This is a genomic window from Mycolicibacterium anyangense, assembly GCF_010731855.1.
GTDB classification, from domain to species: Bacteria; Actinomycetota; Actinomycetes; order Mycobacteriales; family Mycobacteriaceae; genus Mycobacterium; species Mycobacterium anyangense.
On record NZ_AP022620.1, the window covers coordinates 2,844,880 to 2,860,200 of the forward strand.

Genomic DNA, 15,321 nt, shown 5'->3' on the forward strand with positions numbered 1-15,321 from the left:
AGGTCCGATGGCCCTGGACACCACCACCGACCGGCCGGGCGCCATCGAGGCCGCCGGCGTCGAGTACCTGCCTGAGCGGGCCAGGGACTCCAGCCCGGGCAACCTGTGCGCGGTCTTCCTCGGCGCCAACCTCACCTGGACCAACGTGGTGTTCGGGGCGTTCGCCATCCTGTTCGGCTTGAGCTTCTGGCAGACGCTGACGTCCATGGCGGTGGGCACCGCCATCGGCACACTGGCCGTGCTGCCGACCGCGGTCATCGGCCCGCGCACCGGCACCAACATGACCGTGTCCAGCGGTGCCTTCTTCGGCATCCGCGGCCGGTTCATCGGCTCCTTCCTGGCGTTGGCCATCGCCCTCGGATTCGCCGCGGTGACGGTGTGGACCAGCGGCGACGCCCTGGTGGCGGCCGCCCACCGGATCTTCGCGCTGCCCGAGACCAATGTGGTGCGCGGCATCGGGTATGCGATCGTGGCCGCGCTGATGGTCACCGTCGCGCTCTACGGCCACGCCACCATCGTGGCGATGCAGAAGATCGTGGTCCCGGTTGTCGGTGCGCTGATGGTCGCCGGGGTCTTCGCCTTCGCCGCCGGATTCAGTCCGGGCGCGAGCTCGGGCGAGTACGCGCTCGGCAGCTTCTGGCCGACCTGGACATTGTGCGCGGTACTGTTCGCCGCCGCACCGGTCTCCTACGGCCCCACCATCGGTGACTACACCCGGCGCATCTCCCCAATCCGGTTCAGCGACAAGCAGATCAGCCTGGCCCTCGGTGCGGGCATGTTCGTCGGTGTGCTGCTGCCCAGCATGTTCGGCGCTTACACGGCGCTGAGTTTCACCAACCCTACCGACTCCTACCTCGACGACCTGGTGACCGCGGCTCCGGCGTGGTACGTACTGCCGATCGTGGTGATCTCGGTACTGGGCGGGCTGAGCCAGGGTGTGCTGTGCATCTACGCCAGCGGGCTGGACCTGGAAGGTCTTGCGCCGCAATTGAAACGGACGCAAACCACTATCATCACCGCGGCGGTGGCCATCGCGTTGCTCTACGTGGGGGTGTTCGTTTTCGACGCCGTCGGTTCGGTCACCGCGATGACGGTGGTGCTCAACGCGGTCATCACACCGTGGGTGGCGGTGCTGGCGGTCGGCGCGCTGCGCAGCCGCACAGTCGGCTACGACCCGGTGGACCTGCAGGCCTTCGCGCACGGTCGCCGCGGCGGCCGGTACTGGTTCACCCGCGGCTGGAATATCCCGGCGGTGGCTGCATGGGCGGCGGGTTCGCTGTTCGGTGTGCTGGCCGTCAACACGACGCTCTACGTCGGACCGCTGGCCGATATCGCTGCGGGAGTCGACCTGAGCACTGTGGGTTCTGCGGTTCTGGCGGTGGTCGTCTACCTGGTGGTCGGCGCGGCGCTAGGCCACCGGGGTGAGCAGTCGGCGATGGGCCAGCCACTCGTCGAGATTGCGTAACGCCAAGCGCGCCATCGCGGTTCGTGCACGAGCGGTGTTGCTCCCGACATGCGGGAGCAACACCACATTGTCCAGCGCCAGCAGCGCGGCCGGCACCTGCGGTTCGTGGGCAAAGACGTCCAACCCGGCACCGGCCAGTCCCCCATTGGTGAGCAGCTCGACCAGAGCGTCCTCGTCCACCACGCCGCCGCGGGCGATGTTGACCAGAAAGCCCTGCGGTCCCAACGCTTCCAGGACGGCACGGTCCACCAGGCGCGCCGTCTCCGGGCCGCCTGCGGTAGCCACGACCAGCACGTCCACCGAACCGGCCAGATCCGCGGGCGCCGCCGCATAGCGGTACGGACTGCCGGGCACCGGTCGCCGGTTGTGGTAGGCGATCGTGCAGTCGAAGGCGGCCAGCCGGGTGGCGATCGCGGAGCCGATCCGGCCCAGCCCCAGGATGCCGACCCGGCTGCCGCTGACATCGCGGGCGTACCGCAAGGGGCCGCGGACCGGCCAGTGACCGGCCCGCACATAGCGGTCGGCCGCCGACAATCCGCGCATCGTGTCGATGAGCAGCCCGACGGCGGTGTCGGCCACGGTGTCGGTCAGCACGTCGGGGGTGTTGCTCACCGCGATCCCCCTGGCACGAGCGGCGGCCAGGTCGATGGCGTCCACCCCGGCACCGAAGTTCACGATCGCCTCGAGGTTCGGCAGTCCCGCGATGAGGTCGGCGTCCACTGGGCCACCGCAGGACAGGATCACCGTGACGGCCGGTGAGTCCGGCAGCGGGTACGACGACAGCGGCTCACGCCGGGACAGCTCGGCAGCCAGCGAGGGCTCGGGGCTGCCGACGAGCAGGACGGTCATCTCTCAATCGTTACCACGGATCAGCGCGGCCAACCCCTCGCGGTCAGTGATGTTGAGTTTGGCGAACATTCGGTAGACGTGCCCCTCGACGGTCCGGGTGGACACGACCAGCCGCTCGGCGATGTCGCGATTGGTCATCCCGCGGGCGACCAGATTGGCGATCTCCCACTCGCGGGTGCTCAGGCCGACGGCGGCGAGGTGCTGGTGAGCGCGCCGGTGCGCCAGGCCGTCGAGGACTACGAGTTCGACGGCGGACGCGACGCCGAGCTCAAAGGCTTCGCGGGCACCCACCGGCTCTACGCCGTGGTGATTTCGCGTTGACTCAGAAACCACACACAGGTTTACTCGGCGTTCTTGTGCGTAGGTTCTGACTCAACGCCCGTCTCGGCGGATTCGGCATCGGCCAGCCGCTGGTGCAGCCGGCTGCGGATCTCATCCGGGCTATAGGCGTTGCGGCGGCGCTGATCCCGGGCGACCAGAACCCCACCGGCCACCACGCCGGCCGCCCCGGCCAGCCCGATCCACTTCCAGATGCTGCGCATGACGTTCACATTAAGCTGCGCTGGTGACCGTGCACACCGTGTCGCTGACTCAGGCGCTCAACGAGACCCGCACCGGCGATGTGTGGCTGTTTCGCGGCGGGTCCGGGCCGGACCGGGCGATCCAGACCCTGACCAACGCCCCGATCAACCACGTCGGGATGACGGTGGCGATCGACGACCTGCCGCCGCTGATGTGGCATGCCGAACTCGGCCAGAAACTCACCGACATGTGGACCGGGACCAACCACCGCGGCGTGCAACTCAACGACGCCCGGGAAGCCGTCGAGCAGTGGTTGTTCCACTACGACCAGCGCTGCTGGCTGCGTCAGCTGAGCCCGCACGCCAGCCGCGAACAGGAGGACCGGCTGCTGAAGGTGATCGCCAGGATGGATGGCACACCCTTCCCGTCCACCGCCCGGCTGGCCGGGCGGTGGATCCGCGGCCAGGTACCCACGGTCTCGGACTGGACGCGGGGAATCCCGTTCCTGCACAAGAAGGTTCGCGAGTCAGCTGAGCGACGCAAGGCCGCCAAGCGGGAGAGCGGGCTGGAAACCGCCTATTGCGCCGAGACCGTCGCCATCACCTACGAGGAGATGGGGCTGCTGCGTACGGAGAAGAACGAGAACTGGTTCGACCCCGGGCGGTTCTGGAGCGGTGACACGCTGCCGCTGATCGACGGTTACCGGCTGGGCGACGAGATCGAGGTGGTGGCCGGCTGACTATTGCGCCCAGACGGCCAGCAGATTGCCGTGCGGGTCGCGCAGCATGACGGCGGTGATCGACTTGCCCTGCGGGACGTCGTAGGCGACGTGTCCGTCGACCTTCTGGCCCGCGGGCAGCTGGCCGGAGGTGATACCCGGCCGGACCGCCCCGACCGCCGGGGCGATCGTCGTACCGTCAGCGGCCTTGGCGACGAAGTAGAAGCCGTTGTAGATGGTGGTGCCCGTCTGCGCGGCGATGGTGACGTCGACGGCGTACATGGTGCCCTTGGCCGGGATGATCTGGGCATCGGCGGGAACCTGACGCAGGTTCGCGACGGTGTACTGGGCGGTGGCGCCCTCGTAGGTGACCGTCTCGGTGGCGCCGAACAGCACCGCCTGGCGCACCGGTTGCGTCGCCGACGTCTCGGCGCTGGCGACCTGGCTTGCCGGCGCGTTGGTGTTCGGGCCGGCACATCCGGCACTGATGACTACTGCTGCTGCCGCCAAGGGGACCACACCGCGCATGGGCGGATCGTATTGCACAGCGCATCCACCCCTGCGGGAGGGAGCGCCCGCAGGGGTGGATGTCGTCATGAGAGAGAGCAGAACGTCTATGCACTCATGTAGTTGGTCTGTGTTCTTCGCGCACGTGCACTCACCCTGCTACCCGTTGTCTCACTGCCGGTGTGTGGCTCGGGCCGTGCCCGATGTGATTCAGCTTCCTCGACCGCACCCGCCCGCGGTATCCCCCGATCAGCCAGGGTTGCGGAGGAATCTCGTGTCCCGCGGTCGGCGGACACGGGGCGCTACACTGCGCGCTGCTGTGCCCACCGTTGGTAGACGCAATTTGGGGGAACCTTTGACTGGCGCCGGTTTTCCGATTCCAGACAACGAACAGCAGCGGCTTGCCGTCCTGAAGGAATACCGCGTCCTCGACACCCTGCCCGAGCAGTCGTTCAACGACTTGACGAAGCTGGCTTCGCTGATCTGCGGGACACCGATGGCCCTGGTCACCCTCATCGACGAGGATCGTCAGTGGTTCAAGGCCAACCTCGGGCTCGCCGGCGAGGAAACACCGCGTTCCGAGGCGTTCTGTGCACACGCCATCATGGCCCCCGACGAGCTCTTGGTCGTGCCCGACGCCACCCAGGACGAGCGCTTCGCAACGAACCCCTCGGTGACCGGCGATCCGCACATCCGGTTCTATGCCGGGGCACCTATGGTGGCGCCGACCGGAGAAGCCCTAGGCACCCTCTGCGTGATCGACCGCCGGCCACACCAGCTCACCGCTGACCAGAAGGCAGCCCTGCGGATCCTCTCTCGTGAGGTGATGGTCCAGCTCGAGCTGAGGCGCAGCATCTCCACCTTGGAGCAGACCCTCCTTGATCAGGAGACGTATGTGGAGCTGTTGCACGAGTACCAGCGAGACATGGAGAAGCTTCGGGTCAGCCTCGAGTCTCAATCGGTCACCGACGTCCTCACCGGCGTACAGAATCGGCGCTCGTTCGACCTCGCGCTCGACGACGAGTGCCAGCGGGCACTGTCGCGCCGGACATCGCTGGCGCTGCTGATGATCGACGTCGACCGCTTCAAGCATCTCAACGACACGTTCGGCCATCCGGCCGGAGACGAGACGCTGCGCGCGGTCGCGCAGCTGCTGCAGTCCGAACTTCGCAACAACGACCGCCTGTTCCGGTACGGCGGCGAGGAATTCGCCGTGCTGCTGCCCGACACCACCATGAAGGGCGCCTTCGTCCTCGGCGAGCGGTTCCGGCGCACCATTGCGCGGGCACCGTGGAAACACGGCACGGTCACCGTCAGCATCGGTGCCGCAGCTATAGGCGAGGCCACCGGTTCTCCGTTCGACCTCGTGCACGCTGCTGACCGCGCCCTCTATCACGCGAAGCAGAACGGGCGAAACCGCGTCACCACGATCAGTGAGGTCGAGGGCACCCAGCACTCGCGTTGACTGAGTCCTCACTCAACGAGGGTCGAAGGTAGGGATACCCACATCTGCGCAGGCCGATTTCAGCCGCCTGTCCCGAGTCCAGAGCTGAGCACCGTCAACCATTGCGACCGATGCCAACAGGTGGGCGTCCACAGCGCTCAGACCGCGCCCCCACACCTTCCGCCGATCGACGAGATGCATAACCTCGGCGTGGTCGGCAGTGGGGAACTGCCGCAAGTTCTCCAGCAAGTCGAGCACCACACCTCGTTGGGCCATAGATCCGAGGGCAATCTCTTCTATGACCAACGGGTGGCAGCCGACTCGATCAACTTCCAGCAGCTCCACGAGTTTGGTCTCGCGGGCGTGAAGATGGTCGATCCAGACTGCGGTGTCGACCAGGATCACCGAGTCTGGCCGCGCCGCCGCGGAGCGGCCGTCGCCTTCGGGTCCGTTCCGCCTAGCGCGGCAAGGCGCCTAGCACTCTCCACACGGATGAGGGTTTGCAAGCCCTGCTTGAGTAGTGCGACGTTCTCGTGCACACCAGTGAGTTCAGCAGCCTTTGCGAGCAGCTCGTCATCGATGGTGACCGTCGTCCTCACCGTGCACCTCCAGACGCATCATTGATGCTAACCATGATGCCACACCCCATTCTTGTGTAGCCCCCACCAGAACGCTGTGCATCTCGACAGACAGCTTCGGGGGCGAGCGCACGCCCTACGGTGCGTGGCGTAGTAGAGGTGGCCGCGCCTCCTCACTCAATGGGCTAGCCACAACCCGAACTTGGCCCGTGCCTGGTCGGTCACCGGGGTGAACAGGTTGACCAGATTGCCGTCTGGGTCCCGGAAGAGCAGCGCGCGGTTACCCCAGGGCATGGTCGTCGGCTCGGTGACCACGTCGCAGAGCTGCCCGCGCAGTCGCTCCCACTCGACGTCCACATCGTCGACGATGAACTCGAAGATCGCGCTGCGGTTGGCTGCCGGCTCGGCTGATCCATCACCGAACAACGGCACCGTCTTCTCGCTCCCGATGGCCAGAGTTCCCGCCGGCGTGGGGAGCTCGGCGAAGAGCTCGTTACCCCATCGGGCCGCAACTCCGGTGACCATCTCGTAGAAGCCGACCAGGCGACCGACGTCGGCCGTGATGACGCGGGTGGAAACGAATCTCATCGCACGGGCTCCCGGGTGGCGAACGGCTAGGGCACCCACACGCTAGGAGCACCCACCGACAGGTTCACCCGGGTCAGCCGACCTTCTTCACCACACTCGACTTGAGCTGCATGCGACCGAAGCCGGGGACATTCGCGTCGATGTCGTGATCGCCGACGCCATCGGTAATGAGCCGGATTCCACGGACCTTGGTGCCCGCCTTGATGACCCCGCCACCGCCGCCCTTGACCTTCACGGTCGTCGCGACGATCACGGTGTCTCCGTCGGCGAGGATATTGCCGACCGAATCCTTGACATCACTGGTCCCGACCGGCGCCGAATCGGTATCGGAGGCCTCATCAGCCGACCATTCGTGACCGCACATCGGGCACACCAGCAGTGCCCCCTGCTCGTAGGTGAACGACTCGGCACACGCCGGACAGGGCGGCAACTGATCTGGCATGGTGGCGGACTCCTAGACGTTGAACCGGAATTCGACGACGTTTCGTCACCGAATAGAATCTTGCTCTCAGTGCGCTGATCATGCCTCTGCTGCCGACTCGGCACGTGGCTCGTCCACCGTACGACCATTTACATCCACCGGGTCGACGCCAAAACGAACTACGCGAGGTCCGACGCCGGACCACACAACAAAGTACTCGCCGATTTCAAGTCGGACCTTCAGCGCGCCGCCACCTTGTACATCGTCGAAAACACCAAGCGCGATTGAAGTATCGCCGACTGGGACCAGATCCTCTTTCTCTTCGGGCTTACGACAAGAAGTCAGAGTTGTCCGGCGGTCGAACAGGATTGCTTCCCCATCTAACGTGGGGGTTTGGATGTGGATCACTCGTCCGAGCGCTTCTGAGAATGCGGGCGAGTACCAGGCAACGGAGTCACTGAGCCCTCCGTAAGGGGTCAGGAGGACGTAGTGCCCTGCATTCTCCCCGAGCGCCTCGATCTGATCATGGATCGCCTCCGGCGACGGTTCTCGTCGTTCACTTTGAAGTGACCTCAGCAGCTCAACTATCTTGCGTTCCTCGCCGTCGGCGAGACCACGCGCGATCATTCTGCCTAGCTCCGCCGGATCGGCGTAGGTCGCATTGAAGGTTCCATCGACGAAATAGTGCCTCGGAACAAGGAGGTTCATCCCCAGGATAGGCCGCGACGCACTAGCGTCTCGCGCAACGTCATGCACGTTGGGAATCTTGTCTGCGAGTCGGTGTCGGGCGTCGAGCGTTTCTTCCAATGCAGCCCGCAAGACGTCGACTCTTGCGTCGGACACCGGTTCAGCAGCCAATCGCACGTCCTCAGAAGCTTCCCATTCTGCGATCCGTTCGCGGAACCCCGCCATGAGCGCTGACTCTTCTGCGCTCAGGTCGTGGTCCCGCTCTTCGAGCAGCCGCTCGAACCGCTGATACTCCGACGCCGTCTCTTGATCGCTGGCCGGAGGAATTACTCCATACGACAAAGCGAGCGCGGCCAGTTGGGCTCTATCGATGTAATGGGAGAGCTCCAGGAACTGGCCACGGGAGCCGTTGAACGTCATCTCCCACCAGTCCCATCGGCTGAAGGGAGTGGCCCCTCTTTCAGCAAGATTTCGAGCGGCGAGAATCTCAATCCAAGTGCCGCTGGGCGTGACCAATCCTCGGAGTTTGGCATCGGCTGGATGTCGGTCGTCGCCCGTTTCCGCTAGATAATCCAGCCAGCCCGCGAGAACTAGTTGACCCGCCCTGGCATGCATTTTCCCAGTGCTATTTTGATCCAAATGCTCGAATAGCCCGCCGAGTTCCTCGGCGGCGAGGATGGCAGCTTTAGGCTCGCCCGCGTCCAGTGCAAGTTTGACGAGTTCAACAATCGCCCACGTCGCGCGGATGGAGAGGTCCTCATACTGGTCTGGGGAGGAGTACTCAGCAAGGTTCTGCACGCAGACGACGATGCGTTCGGGAATTAGGTCGAATTCATTCCCCCCTTGCCGGAGGACGTCGAACCAGATTCGAGTGAAGCTGCGGAGACATTCATCGACGTACTCGGTTGAACCTGTGTGAGGCGCTTCAAGTGCCCTCGTCATTGCTTGGCTAACGAACATGCCCGCGGCGCGGGCCGACAGGACAGCGTCGTGCTCAACTTCCCCGATGCTGCGAAACAGCCAATCTCTACGGGCGAATGGAGCACGGCGAGACTGGTCGATGCCGGCAGTTTGAATCATCCAGCCGCCCTGCACAACGTGTCCGAGCAGTTCCAGGGCACGCTCTGCCGTAGAAAAAGCGCCAGACCGGATGCTACTTCCGACAGCGTCTTTCAGGGTGGCAATCTCGCGGTCCGTCTCCTCATCGGCCGTGACCGCCTCCGGAGCTTCGAACTCGATGCTCGACTGCAGTAATCGAGTGACACGGACCTGCATCGGTACGTCCAAGGCTTCGCGCGTGATAACCCGGAATGCCGTGTCGCCAAGGCGGGTGCGATCACCAAGCTCAACGGCCAGCATGATTCGTAGTTGTGTGTCTACGTCCACGCTCTCTGCCGCTTCGGAGCGTCCCTCAGCCACCCGCGGCGCGAGTAGGTCTAACGCTTGCCTGACGACATTCGGCTTGATCGACTTGATGACAACACCAACCCGCGGCACGGGAACTCTCAGTGTGACGGTCGAAGATCTCAGATAGGAGAGAGACAAACTCGAATCAACGAGTCCGTCCAGCGGTTTAGCCGCTTCGGAGTACTTTCGCGACACACTGTTGAGACGTCTAGACAAGGACTCAACCAGCGACGCTCGGATCATTTCGTCGAGCTGGGATGGGTTGCCGAAAAGCCCCACCAACTTGACGGTCGACATCACGAGAAGAGCGACCGTCGGGACGAACCAGAAGAGTGAAATAGCAAGAACGCCAAGTCCGCTCGGCAACCAGATTGTCTCGATCGCAAGCAGAGCGTTTGCACCAAGACCAACGCCGACGAACCAATCAGCTCTGATGTACTCAAGCACTCGCCTGCGCGAGGCTCCGATCGCGAGGGGGGACTCCGCAAACAGTTGTGCGGCAATGGCAAGTCCGGCAAATCCGACCGACAGGAACGTGGTCTGCACCTGCCACAAAGCCGCATCGCTCCCGTCAACGGGCCGCAGATGCAACTTGATCCACGGAGGATCACCTAGATAGTGGGCCGCTGCAATCAGATAGCCGCTGACGATGAGAGAGCATGCGAGGAAAACGGGATCGCAACGCGTAACTCCACGGGCGGCCACGGACGAACTCTAACTAGGAGTTGTCGAATCTGTGCTTACGGGACCCTCACACGTTGAACCGGAATTCGACCACGTCGCCGTCGGCCATGACGTAGTCCTTGCCTTCCATCCGCACCTTGCCCGCCGCCTTGGCCGCGGCCATGGAGCCCGCCTCGACCAGGTCGTCGAACGAGACGATCTCGGCCTTGATGAAACCCTTCTCGAAGTCGGTGTGGATCACGCCGGCCGCCTTGGGCGCGGTGTCACCGCGGTGGATCGTCCACGCCCGCGCCTCTTTCGGCCCCGCCGTCAGGTAGGTCTGCAGGTTCAGGGTGTGAAAACCAGCCCGCGCCAGGGCATCCAGGCCCCGTTCGCTCTGCCCGATCGACTCCAGCAGCTCGGCCGCCGATTCGTCGTCGAGCTCCTGCAACTCGGCCTCGATCTTGGCGTCCAGGAACACCGCGTCGGCCGGCGCCACCAGCTCCCGCAACTCCGCGATCCGCCCGGCGTCGGTGAGCACCGACTCGTCGGCGTTGAACACGTACAGGAACGGCTTGGTGGTCATCAGGTTCAGCTCGCGCAGCAGCGACCAGTCCTTGCCGCTGGCGAACAGCGTGGTGCCGTTGTTCAGCAGCTCCTGAGCGGCCACCGCCGCCTCGTGCACCGGCTTGCGGTCCTTGTTGTTGCGGGCTTCCTTCTCCAGCCGCGGCACCGCCTTCTCCAGCGTCTGCATGTCGGCCAGGATCAGTTCGGTCTCGATGACCTCGATATCGGAGCGCGGGTCCACCTTGCCGTCGACGTGCACCACGTCGTCGTCGGCGAACACCCGCACCACCTGACAGATCGCGTCGCATTCCCGGATGTTGGCCAGGAACTTGTTGCCCAGCCCGGCCCCCTCGGACGCGCCCTTGACGATGCCGGCGATGTCGACGAACGTCACCGGCGCGGGCAGGAGCCGCTCCGATCCGAAGATCTCCGCCAGCTTGGACAGCCGCGGATCGGGCAGCGGAACCACGCCCTCATTCGGCTCGATCGTGGCGAACGGGTAGTTCGCCGCCAGCACGTTGTTGCGGGTCAGCGCATTGAATAGCGTCGATTTCCCGACGTTCGGCAGTCCGACGATTCCCAGGCTCAGGCTCACAGGGACCACAGTCTACGAGAGGTGCGACGCACCCCGGTGCCGCCGACGGCCCACATTCATCGGAAACCGGTACGGTCTACGTGTGTCAGCACAGCGGACCCGGTCGTCGGTTGCGGCCGAAAATCGCTCCGCGCACCCGAATCTCCCTGGGGTGCCGTGGTGGGCGGCTGTCCTCATTGCTGTGATCGCCACCACTATCGGCTTTGCGATCGACGCCGGCTCGGGGAACAAGGAACTCGGCGGCACGTTCGCCGCCCTGTACGCGCTGGGCTGCGTGGCCGCGGTGCTGGCGGTGCGGCAGTCCGGCCTGTTCACCGCCGTCATCCAGCCGCCGCTGCTGCTGTTCGTCGCGGTGCCCGGCTCCTACTTCCTGTTGCACGGCGCCTCGTTCACCGGGATCAAGGACACCTTGATCAACTACGGCTACCCGCTGATCGAACGCTTCCCGCTGATGCTGTTCACCTCGGCCGCCGTGCTGCTGATCGGACTGGTCCGGTGGTACTTCGGGATGTCGGCCAAATCCTCGCCCAGTGCGGCGCCTACCGGTGACGGGGCCGTCGCCGCGCCGAGCATGTTCGCCGGGCTGGCCACCAAGGTCAGTTCGTTGTTCGGCGCGCCCGCCGAGGAGCTCGCCGAGGACAAGCCCAGGCGCAAGCACAGCATCGACCGGCCGGCGACCGCGGAGCGGCGGCCCCGCTCGGAGCGGCCCACCAAACGACCTGCCCCCACCCGGTCCCGGCATGCCCGTCCTCCGCTGGAGGACATCACCGAGGCCCCGCAGGAGCGCCCGCGCCGGCAGACCACCCGACGCCGCCCGCCGGATCTCGATCCGGCCGCCGAGGCTCCTCGCCGTCGCCCGCGTCCGCCGCGTGACGCCGACCCGCACCTGCCACCACCGCGCCGCCGCGAACCTCGGGAGCCGCGCGAACCTCGGGAGCCGCGGGTAGCCCGCGAGCGCCGGGAGCCGCGTGAGCGCCGCGATACCTACGCCCCGCCGCCCCGCCGGGAAAGCCGGGAACCACGCGAGGGCCGTCATGAGCCCTACCCGCCGTACGAGCCGTACCGGCCGTCGTACGAGCCGTACCCGGCCTATGAGCCGCCCCGCCGTCGGCCGCCATCAGGCGTTCCGACCGGGGACAGCAGCCACCACCCGGTATCCCGGGTGCGCTACCGGGACACCGGCGAAGACCGCTAAGACCGAGCCGGGCGGATCTCCCGCGGCAACGCGAATACCAGCGTCTCGTTGGCCGTGGTCACCGATTGCACGGTGCCATAACCGAATTCAGCCAGTCGATCGAGCACGCCGCGCACCAGGATCTCCGGCACCGACGCACCGGAAGTGACGCCGACGGTGGTCACACCGTCCAGCCACGCCGGGTCGATGTCCTCGGCATAGTCCACCAGATACGACGCGGCCGCCCCGGCGCCCAGCGCCACCTCGACCAGCCGTACCGAGTTCGACGAATTCCGCGACCCGACCACGATCACCAGATCGCATTCCGGCGCCATCGCCTTGACCGCACCCTGGCGGTTCTGGGTGGCGTAGCAGATGTCGTCACTGGGCGGGTCCTGCAGCGTGGGGAACTTCTCCCGCAGCCGCGCGACGGTCTCCATCGTCTCGTCGACGCTCAGCGTGGTCTGCGACAGCCAGATGACCTTGTTCGGATCACGCACGGTGACGTTGTCCACGGCGTCGGGGTTGTCGACGACCTGCACGTGATCGGGAGCCTCCCCCGCCGTGCCGACGACTTCCTCGTGGCCCTCGTGGCCGATGAGCAGGATGTCGTAGTCGTCACGGGCGAAGCGTTTGGCCTCGTTGTGCACCTTGGTGACCAGCGGGCAGGTGGCGTCGATGACCTGCAGGCTGCGGGCGGCGGCGGTCTCGTGGACGGTCGGGGCCACGCCGTGGGCGGAGAACACCACGATCGAGCCCTCGGGCACCTCGTCATTGTCCTCGACGAAGATGGCGCCGGCCTTGGCCAGCGTCTCCACCACATGCTTGTTGTGCACGATCTCGTGGCGCACGTAGACCGGGGCGCCGTGTTTCTCCAGTGCGCGCTCCACGGTTTCGACGGCGCGGTCCACCCCGGCGCAATAGCCGCGGGGCTCGGCCAGCAGGACGCGTTTGGCGCCGCCGTCACGTCCGGCGGCCGTGCTGGAAGCACCGGGAATCCCCATGTTGACAGTTGGCGGCATGGTTTCAGGGTACGTTCCCGCGCGCTGGACGGGCCAGCCGTAGGCTGTCGCACATGGCAACAGCACCGTATGGGGTCCGCCTGCTGGTGGGGGCGGCCGTGACCGCCATCGAGGAGACCCGCAAGCTGCCCCAGACCATCCTGATGTATCCGATGACGATGGTCAGCACCGTCGCGCAGATGGTCATGAAGGTGCAGCAGGACGTCGCTGACCTGGTCATCAAGGGTGATGCGGCGCTGGAGACCATTTTCCCGCCCAAGGATGAACAGCCCGAGTGGGCCACCTTCGACGAGGACCTGCCCGCCGACGACGACGCGGCCCCGGCCGACGGCGAACGCCGCACCGAGGGCCGGTTCGCCCTCTACTCGGTGGCTGACGGGGTCGAGGGTGCGGCGAGGAGTCAGGATTCGGTCACCAAATCCGCCGCCAGGAGCGAGGTGACGGCCCCGGCGATCGTCGACGAGCTGGACTACGAATCGCTGACCCTGGCCCAGCTGCGGGCGCGGCTGCAGTCGCTGAGCGTGGCCGACCTCGAGGCGCTGCTGGCCTACGAGGAAGCCTCCAAGTCCCGCGCCCCGTTCCAGACGCTGCTGGCCAACAGGATCACCCGCGCGACCGCCAAGTGACCAGCGAGCAGGGCGGCTCGGCGGAGAACCCTTTCCCGGTCCGGGCGGTGGCCACCCGGGTCGCGGCGTGGATCGACAAGCTCGGCACGGTGTGGGTCGAGGGCCAGCTGACCCAGATCAACCTGCGCAGCTCGACGGCCTACATGGTGCTGCGCGATCCGGCCGCCAACATGTCACTGGACATCAGCTGCCCTCGTGACCTGGTGGCCGCCGCGCCCGTGAAGCTCACCGAGGGCACCCAGGTGGTGGTGCGCGGCAAGCCCAGCTTCTACACCGTACGTGGCTCATTCTCGTTGCGCGTCAATGCAATTCGCGCGGTCGGCGTTGGCGAGCTGCTGGCCCGCATCGAGCGGCTGCGCCGCCTGCTGGAAGCCGAGGGACTGTTCGATCCCCGCCTCAAACGCCCGCTGCCGTTCCTGCCCTCGACCATCGGATTGATCACCGGACGGGCCAGCGCCGCCGAACACGACGTCACCACGGTGGCCGGCCAGCGCTGGCCGGCGGTGCGCTTCGAGATCCGCAACACCGCGGTGCAGGGCGCCAATGCGGTGGCCCAGATCGTCGAGGCCCTGCGCGAACTCGACGCGCACCCCGAGGTGGACGTGATCGTGATCGCCCGCGGCGGCGGTGGCGTCGAAGAGCTGCTGCCGTTCTCCGACGAGACGCTGTGCCGGGCCATCGCCGCCTGCACCACACCGGTGGTCAGCGCGATCGGCCACGAGCCCGACAACCCGTTGTGCGATCTGGTGGCCGACCTGCGCGCGGCCACCCCCACCGATGCCGCCAAGAAGGTGGTCCCCGACGCGGTGGCCGAACTGGCCCTGGTCGGCGACCTGCGCCAGCGCAGTGCGCAGGCGCTGCGCAGCTGGGTGGGCCGCGAGCAGCGCACGGTGGCCCAGCTGCGCAGCCGCCCGGTGCTGGCCGACCCGCTGCGTGGCCTGACCCAGCGCGGCGAGGAGATCGACCGGGCCCGCGCGGCAGTGCGCCGCGACATCAACCGCCTGGTGGCCGCCGAGACCGACCGGATCGGCCATCTGAGCGCCCGATTGGCCACGCTCGGCCCGGCGGCGACGCTGGCCCGCGGCTACGCCGTGGTGCAGACCGTGGATGACGGCGAGATCCTGCGGACCGTGGCCGACGCACCGGCGGGTGCCCGGCTGCGGATCCGGGTCGCCGACGGCGCAGTGGGCGCCACCAGTACCGGCCCGACGGATGGAGCCGCATGAGCAAAGGCGACCAGGAAACGAATCCCATTAGTTCACTGGGCTACGAAGAGTGCCGGGACGAACTGATCGAGGTGGTCCGGACGCTCGAACAGGGCGGCCTGGATCTCGACGCGTCGCTGAAACTGTGGGAACGCGGCGAACAGCTGGCACGACGCTGTGAAGAACACTTAGCCGGGGCCCGCAAGCGCATCGAGGACGCGCTGGGCTCCCGCGAAGTCACCGACGGCTGACCCGCGGACCGCCTGACCTGGGACACTGGCTA

Annotated in this window: 18 protein-coding genes and 1 pseudogene; 8 read left to right on the plus strand and 11 right to left on the minus strand. The window is 66.3% G+C overall.

Annotation, left to right across the window (positions count from 1 at the left end; all coding sequences use genetic code 11):
- Positions 1–7: 7 nt before the first annotated feature.
- Positions 8–1,465 carry a purine-cytosine permease family protein gene (locus tag G6N35_RS13205; protein ID WP_163804656.1) on the plus strand — a complete coding sequence of 486 codons (1,458 nt, stop codon included), beginning with the start codon at positions 8–10 and terminating at the stop codon, positions 1,463–1,465.
- On the opposite strand, the gene G6N35_RS13210 is transcribed toward G6N35_RS13205, so the two are convergent.
- On the minus strand, positions 1,409–2,314 hold the full coding sequence (locus G6N35_RS13210; protein ID WP_163804657.1) for a 2-hydroxyacid dehydrogenase: 906 nt from the start codon (positions 2,312–2,314) through the stop codon (positions 1,409–1,411). The two genes, G6N35_RS13205 and G6N35_RS13210, sit on opposite strands and share 57 nt — an antisense overlap.
- Before the next feature lie 3 nt (positions 2,315–2,317).
- The gene (locus tag G6N35_RS13215; RefSeq protein WP_163804658.1) at positions 2,318–2,452 is read right to left on the minus strand and encodes a helix-turn-helix domain-containing protein; all 135 of its coding nucleotides are present in this window, start codon (positions 2,450–2,452) and stop codon (positions 2,318–2,320) included.
- A gap of 39 nt (positions 2,453–2,491) precedes the next feature.
- On the opposite strand from G6N35_RS13215, the pseudogene G6N35_RS27335 reads away from it, so the two are divergent.
- A pseudogene (locus tag G6N35_RS27335) lies at positions 2,492–2,635 on the plus strand (adenylate/guanylate cyclase domain-containing protein); the annotation flags it as partial.
- 20 nt (positions 2,636–2,655) lie between these two features.
- Here G6N35_RS27335 and G6N35_RS13225 read toward each other — a convergent pair.
- On the minus strand, positions 2,656–2,856 hold the full coding sequence (locus tag G6N35_RS13225) for a hypothetical protein (RefSeq protein ID WP_163804659.1): 201 nt from the start codon (positions 2,854–2,856) through the stop codon (positions 2,656–2,658).
- 38 nt (positions 2,857–2,894) lie between these two features.
- Between G6N35_RS13225 and G6N35_RS13230 the strand changes: the two genes are divergently transcribed.
- The gene (locus G6N35_RS13230; protein ID WP_407664621.1) at positions 2,895–3,575 is read left to right on the plus strand and encodes a guanylate cyclase; all 681 of its coding nucleotides are present in this window, start codon (positions 2,895–2,897) and stop codon (positions 3,573–3,575) included.
- Here G6N35_RS13230 and G6N35_RS13235 read toward each other — a convergent pair whose 3' ends face one another.
- Positions 3,576–4,082, minus strand: coding sequence for a DUF1942 domain-containing protein (locus G6N35_RS13235; RefSeq protein ID WP_163804661.1), 507 nt, complete (start codon positions 4,080–4,082; stop codon positions 3,576–3,578).
- A gap of 334 nt (positions 4,083–4,416) precedes the next feature.
- Between G6N35_RS13235 and G6N35_RS13240 the strand changes: the two genes are divergently transcribed.
- Positions 4,417–5,526 carry a sensor domain-containing diguanylate cyclase gene (locus tag G6N35_RS13240; protein WP_197748424.1) on the plus strand — a complete coding sequence of 370 codons (1,110 nt, stop codon included), beginning with the start codon at positions 4,417–4,419 and terminating at the stop codon, positions 5,524–5,526.
- A gap of 12 nt (positions 5,527–5,538) precedes the next feature.
- Here the strand turns inward: G6N35_RS13240 and G6N35_RS13245 are convergent, their stop codons facing one another.
- From G6N35_RS13245 to ychF, 6 genes are all read right to left on the minus strand, one after another.
- Complete coding sequence (locus G6N35_RS13245; protein ID WP_163804663.1) at positions 5,539–5,910, minus strand: type II toxin-antitoxin system VapC family toxin; 372 nt, start codon at positions 5,908–5,910, stop codon at positions 5,539–5,541.
- Complete coding sequence (locus G6N35_RS13250; protein ID WP_163804664.1) at positions 5,907–6,104, minus strand: type II toxin-antitoxin system VapB family antitoxin; 198 nt, start codon at positions 6,102–6,104, stop codon at positions 5,907–5,909. Before G6N35_RS13250 ends, G6N35_RS13245 begins: the two co-directional genes overlap by 4 nt.
- A 156-nt stretch (positions 6,105–6,260) precedes the next feature.
- Positions 6,261–6,671, minus strand: coding sequence for a VOC family protein (locus G6N35_RS13255; RefSeq protein ID WP_163804665.1), 411 nt, complete (start codon positions 6,669–6,671; stop codon positions 6,261–6,263).
- 73 nt (positions 6,672–6,744) lie between these two features.
- Positions 6,745–7,113, minus strand: coding sequence for a zinc ribbon domain-containing protein YjdM (locus tag G6N35_RS13260; protein ID WP_163804666.1), 369 nt, complete (start codon positions 7,111–7,113; stop codon positions 6,745–6,747).
- A gap of 78 nt (positions 7,114–7,191) precedes the next feature.
- On the minus strand, positions 7,192–9,891 hold the full coding sequence (locus G6N35_RS13265) for a hypothetical protein (protein ID WP_163804667.1): 2,700 nt from the start codon (positions 9,889–9,891) through the stop codon (positions 7,192–7,194).
- A 46-nt stretch (positions 9,892–9,937) separates the two neighbouring features.
- Entirely contained in the window at positions 9,938–11,011 is a 1,074-nt protein-coding gene (gene ychF / locus G6N35_RS13270) for a redox-regulated ATPase YchF (RefSeq protein ID WP_163804668.1), read from the minus strand.
- Positions 11,012–11,192: 181 nt separating this feature from the next.
- Here ychF and G6N35_RS13275 point away from each other — a divergent pair, with 181 nt between their 5' ends.
- Positions 11,193–12,206, plus strand: a complete 1,014-nt coding sequence (locus G6N35_RS13275) for a DUF6542 domain-containing protein (protein ID WP_163804669.1) — start codon at positions 11,193–11,195, stop codon at positions 12,204–12,206.
- Here the strand turns inward: G6N35_RS13275 and G6N35_RS13280 are convergent.
- Positions 12,203–13,207, minus strand: a complete 1,005-nt coding sequence (locus G6N35_RS13280; RefSeq protein WP_163804670.1) for a 4-hydroxy-3-methylbut-2-enyl diphosphate reductase — start codon at positions 13,205–13,207, stop codon at positions 12,203–12,205. The genes G6N35_RS13275 and G6N35_RS13280 overlap by 4 nt on opposite strands.
- Before the next feature lie 53 nt (positions 13,208–13,260).
- Here G6N35_RS13280 and G6N35_RS13285 point away from each other — a divergent pair, with 53 nt between their 5' ends.
- From G6N35_RS13285 to G6N35_RS13295, 3 genes are read left to right on the plus strand one after another with little or no spacing between them, the layout of a single operon-like run.
- The gene (locus G6N35_RS13285) at positions 13,261–13,833 is read left to right on the plus strand and encodes a lipid droplet-associated protein (RefSeq protein ID WP_163804671.1); all 573 of its coding nucleotides are present in this window, start codon (positions 13,261–13,263) and stop codon (positions 13,831–13,833) included.
- Positions 13,830–15,059 carry an exodeoxyribonuclease VII large subunit gene (gene xseA, locus G6N35_RS13290; protein WP_163804672.1) on the plus strand — a complete coding sequence of 410 codons (1,230 nt, stop codon included), beginning with the start codon at positions 13,830–13,832 and terminating at the stop codon, positions 15,057–15,059. Before G6N35_RS13285 ends, xseA begins: the two co-directional genes overlap by 4 nt.
- Positions 15,056–15,289 carry an exodeoxyribonuclease VII small subunit gene (locus tag G6N35_RS13295; protein WP_163804673.1) on the plus strand — a complete coding sequence of 78 codons (234 nt, stop codon included), beginning with the start codon at positions 15,056–15,058 and terminating at the stop codon, positions 15,287–15,289. Before xseA ends, G6N35_RS13295 begins: the two co-directional genes overlap by 4 nt.
- Positions 15,290–15,321 lie beyond the last annotated feature (32 nt).

Bases quoted from the DNA above. Each gene is read 5' to 3' on its own strand.
- G6N35_RS13205 (WP_163804656.1), top strand. From the start codon at position 8: ATGGCCCTGGACACCACCACCGACCGGCCGGGCGCCATCGAGGCCGCC.
- G6N35_RS13210 (WP_163804657.1), bottom strand. From the start codon at position 2,314: ATGACCGTCCTGCTCGTCGGCAGCCCCGAGCCCTCGCTGGCTGCCGAG.
- G6N35_RS13215 (WP_163804658.1), bottom strand. From the start codon at position 2,452: ATGACCAATCGCGACATCGCCGAGCGGCTGGTCGTGTCCACCCGGACC.
- G6N35_RS13225 (WP_163804659.1), bottom strand. From the start codon at position 2,856: ATGCGCAGCATCTGGAAGTGGATCGGGCTGGCCGGGGCGGCCGGCGTG.
- G6N35_RS13235 (WP_163804661.1), bottom strand. From the start codon at position 4,082: ATGCGCGGTGTGGTCCCCTTGGCGGCAGCAGCAGTAGTCATCAGTGCC.
- G6N35_RS13255 (WP_163804665.1), bottom strand. From the start codon at position 6,671: ATGAGATTCGTTTCCACCCGCGTCATCACGGCCGACGTCGGTCGCCTG.
- G6N35_RS13260 (WP_163804666.1), bottom strand. From the start codon at position 7,113: ATGCCAGATCAGTTGCCGCCCTGTCCGGCGTGTGCCGAGTCGTTCACC.
- G6N35_RS13280 (WP_163804670.1), bottom strand. From the start codon at position 13,207: ATGCCGCCAACTGTCAACATGGGGATTCCCGGTGCTTCCAGCACGGCC.
- G6N35_RS13285 (WP_163804671.1), top strand. From the start codon at position 13,261: ATGGCAACAGCACCGTATGGGGTCCGCCTGCTGGTGGGGGCGGCCGTG.
- G6N35_RS13295 (WP_163804673.1), top strand. From the start codon at position 15,056: ATGAGCAAAGGCGACCAGGAAACGAATCCCATTAGTTCACTGGGCTAC.